The following is a 2295-nucleotide window of genomic DNA, read 5'->3' as shown; positions in this document are numbered from 1 at the left end:
ATCGCCTGAACCGCCGCCAGGGTCTCTTGGAATTCGTCTTCGGACTCGCCGGGAAACCCGGCTATGATGTCCGTGGTCAGCACCAGCTCCGGCATGGCTTTCCGGGCTTTGGCAACAAGCAAGGAAAAATGCCCCATGGTATACCTGCGGTTCATCAGGGCCAGTATCCGGTCGCTGCCGGCCTGCAGGGGAAGATGCAGGTGCTGGCAGACCTTGGGCTGTTCCGCCATCACGGCGATGAGCTCATCGCTGAGGTCCTTGGGATGCGAGGTTATGAAACGGATCCGTTCGATCCCCTCCACCCGGCAGGCCAGCAGAAGTAATTTCGGAAAATCCATCTCCTGCCAATTGTACGAGTTGACGTTTTGCCCGACCAAAGTAATTTCTTTTATCCCCTGCTGGGCCAGATTTTCCATGTCCCCGATGACCGCCGGCGCCGGGCGGGACGATTCCTGCCCCCGCACAAAGGGAACTATGCAGTAGCTGCAATGGTTGTTGCAGCCCCGCATCACGGCCAACTGGGCGGTGACCTGATTCTTGAAGTCGGGGATCAGCCCGGTCTCTTCCGGAGAATAGGACATATCGTTCCGGCATTGCTGAAGGTCTTCGGCAAAAAGCTGGGCCAGGATCGAGGGCAGCTCGGCCTGGTTCTTGGTGCCGATCACCGCATCCAGGTGCTTAAAACGTTCCAGCAGGGTTTTGCCCTGTTCCTGGGCCACGCAGCCGCAGAGGATGAGCTTTAGTCCGGGCCTGTTCGTCTTCAGGCCCTTAAGCTCGCCCACCCGGCCCAGCACCCGCTCCTCGGCGTGGCCCCGCACCGCACAGCTGTTGATGATCACCGCATCCGCCTGTTCGGAAGATTCAGCCTTGGTCATCCCGGCCCCGCTTAAAAGCGATGAGATGCAGGCCGAATCGTAAATGTTCATCTGGCAGCCGTAGGTCTCTATGTAAAAGGTCTTGGACATTTATCAGATTTGCTTTATTAACGGTTGGCCACAAAATGCACGACAACACCAAAATGGCTAAATAAGAAATAGGAAATCGGAAATTATATTCGTACCGTATATGCCATTCCGGACCTGCTCCGTGCAGGCTTTTGTGGGTAGAAATTTTTCAGTCCGCTAACTCCCCGTCCATGCCCTGTTCATTGGCCGTGAGCAGCTTCACCGGCAACATTTTGTTCCTGAGGTCGGCATCCGACCTGACCGTGACCCGGAAGTAGTGCTCCCCCAGACCGGACCACTTCCCCTTATCCTGGCCTTCAAACAGGACGGCTGTACTTTGCCCGGACAAGGAACCCCAGTGTTGTTGCTGTTTTTGGGCAAACATCTCCCGCATTCTTTGGGACCGCTCTTTTTTTATCCCTTCGGGGATCTGGCCGGGCATTTCGGCGGCTTTGGTCTGCGGCCTTTTGGAATAAGTGAAGACATGCAGCTGGCTTAAGGGAAGGTCTTTGGCGGCGTTATAGCTCTGCCCGAACTCCTGCTCGCCTTCCCCGGGAAAACCCACGATGATGTCGGTGCCAAAGGTCATTTCGGGCATGGCTTTTTTGACCTTATGCAGCAGGGCCGAGAAATATTTCATGGAATAGGGACGGTTCATCAGCCTCAGGATCTTGTCGTCGCCGCTCTGCAGGGGAAGATGCAGATGCCGGGCCACTTTGGGCAGTTCTGCTAGGGTCTCAATCAGATCATCGCTGGCATCGTCGGGTTCCAGCGAGCTTAAGCGGATCCTTTCCAGTCCCGGAATGTCGTGGATCGATTTCAGCAGCACCCTTAAGGAAGGCTTGAAATCACCCAGCCGGACCCCGGCCAGCACCAATTCCTTGTGCCCGGAGCCAACCAGCCGGCCGGCCTCGGCCATTATGTCAGAAAGTTCCCGGCTTCGTGACCTCCCCCGGGCCAGCGGCACGATGCAGTAGCTGCAGCGGTGGTCGCAGCCGTCCTGGACCTTAAGGAAAGCCCGGGTGTGGCCGGAGAATGATTTTATCCCTTCGGGGGCTGTTTTTTGGCTGAATCCCAGTTCGCGGAGCACTGATAAAAGATTTTCCGGACTGCACCTGCCCACCACCAGATCTGCCTGGGATACGTCTTTAAGGGCTTTTTCGTTGACCTGGCCATAGCAGCCGGTGATTACTATTTTCGCTTTCTGGTTTTGTTTTTTGCATTTACGTACTGTCTGCCTGGCCTGCTGGTCCGCCGCCGCGGTCACGGTGCAGGTGTTGATCAGGACTATATCCGCCGGTTGTCCGGGGCCGGACGGGGACAGCCCGGCCTGCTCCAATGCGGCCCGCCA

2 protein-coding genes are annotated in these 2295 nt (G+C 56.8%); both read right to left on the bottom strand.

The features are described from left to right. Positions 1-965, bottom strand: a 965-nt coding sequence (miaB, locus tag Q7U71_03120) for a tRNA (N6-isopentenyl adenosine(37)-C2)-methylthiotransferase MiaB (GenBank protein MDO9390746.1), incomplete at its 3' end; no start/stop codon positions are given. A 148-nt stretch (positions 966-1113) separates the two neighbouring features. Further along, positions 1114-2295 (bottom strand): tRNA (N(6)-L-threonylcarbamoyladenosine(37)-C(2))-methylthiotransferase MtaB (mtaB, locus tag Q7U71_03115; protein ID MDO9390745.1); only part of this gene is annotated, 1182 nt, incomplete at its 5' end.

The organism is bacterium (genome assembly GCA_030655055.1).
Classification (GTDB): Bacteria; Edwardsbacteria; AC1; order AC1; family EtOH8; genus UBA5202.
This window is presented reverse-complemented; position numbering and strand designations above follow the sequence as displayed.